This is a genomic window from Stenotrophomonas sp. HMWF023 (assembly GCF_003060985.1).
Lineage (GTDB): Bacteria > Pseudomonadota > Gammaproteobacteria > Xanthomonadales > Xanthomonadaceae > Stenotrophomonas > Stenotrophomonas lactitubi.
Map to the genome: position 1 here is coordinate 1 of NZ_QAIJ01000246.1, position 1,234 is coordinate 1,234.

The window sequence follows — 1,234 nt, forward strand, 5'->3', positions numbered from 1 at the left end:
GCTGTTGAAAGGCCTGCAGCTGCCGGCCGATTCGGGTGAGCGCAAGGAAGAGGATCTGGCCCGCAAGCTGTCCTCGAAGGCCGCGTTGGCGGGCGTGGAGCGCATGCGCCAGCAGCTGGTGCTGAACCAGAACACCGAGAACGTGCAGCTGTACAACGACGCCGCATCGCGGGTGAGCATGCTGTATCAGCGGCATCTGGACCGCGACAACCCCGACGTGGACCCGGAAAAGGTGAACCGGATGGAGGTCGGCTACCGCCAGCTGCGCAGCGCCGGCCTCAACGCCGAGCGCGAGGAACTGTTCAGGCTGACCCGCCGCGGCGTGGTGTCGGACGAGATCGCACGGCGGCTGATCCGCAACCTCGACCTGCTGGAATCGCGCAAGCGCGAATGACCGGTCTGTTATGTAGAGCCGAGCCCACGCTCGGCTGAGCTTTCCGTCCAGGTTTCATGACACCTGAGCAGAAAGCAGCCGAGCGTGGGCTCGGCTCTACAAGGCAGCCGTCAGGCTTCTGGCTTCTGTTCCAGGAAATACGCCTCGACCTTGCCCTTGACCTTGATGGTCATCGGGTTGCCGCGACGGTCGCGGGCCTTGCCGGCCTGCACGCGGATCCAGCCTTCGCTGACCGAATATTCCTCGACGTTGTCGCGCTCGACATCGTTGAAGCGCACGCCGACGCCGCGCTCCAGGGCCTGCGCATCGTGGAAGGGGCTGGCCGGGTTGATCGCCAGGTGGTCGGGAGGGGTATCGCTCATCGCTTCATTCACAGTGACGGCCACCACGGCCGGCTTCAGCGGTACAGGATAAACCGTAGAATGCCCACCTGCTCCCGAGGATGTTCCGCCATGCCTGACAACAGCGACTATTTCGACTTCGAGGAAGACGCCCACGATTTCGACGAGGACGACTTCGAGGCGCGGGTCTGGAACCTGCTTGTGCTGATCAATCCGGGCGACGAAGAGCTGGCCCTGCAGCAGTTCAACCGCTGGCGCGAGCATCTGTCCGAGGACGGCCAGCCGCTGGAAGCCGACAGCGATTGGCTGCCGGCGCTGTTCACTGCCATCGCCTGGCAGTCCGGCTTCGAGGTCGAGCGTGATGACTTCGATTCGCTGCAGTCGGCGGTGAACGAGCTGTCGGCGCGCTTCAACCTGCAGCTGGACTGGGGTGGCGACCTGGACGATGAGGATTTCGCCGCAGACCTGGACGGCGTGCAGCTGATGAGCACCGCCTTCG

At 64.3% G+C, this 1,234-nt stretch carries 2 protein-coding genes and 1 pseudogene; 2 read left to right on the plus strand and 1 reads right to left on the minus strand.

Annotation, left to right across the window (positions count from 1 at the left end; all coding sequences use genetic code 11):
* Positions 1-394: pseudogene (locus DBR20_RS13665) on the plus strand (Na+/H+ antiporter); the annotation flags it as partial.
* A gap of 110 nt (positions 395-504) precedes the next feature.
* On the opposite strand, the gene DBR20_RS13670 reads toward DBR20_RS13665, so the two are convergent.
* Positions 505-756, minus strand: a complete 252-nt coding sequence (locus DBR20_RS13670; RefSeq protein ID WP_049466119.1) for a DUF3297 family protein — start codon at positions 754-756, stop codon at positions 505-507.
* Between the two features lie 90 nt (positions 757-846).
* Between DBR20_RS13670 and DBR20_RS13675 the strand changes: the two genes are divergently transcribed.
* Positions 847-1,234 (plus strand): hypothetical protein (locus DBR20_RS13675; protein ID WP_108266556.1); only part of this gene is annotated, 388 nt, incomplete at its 3' end.

What these genes read in the sequence shown, in the direction of transcription:
- DBR20_RS13670 (WP_049466119.1), bottom strand. Translation starts at nt 756, where the DNA reads ATGAGCGATACCCCTCCCGACCACCTGGCGATCAACCCGGCCAGCCCC.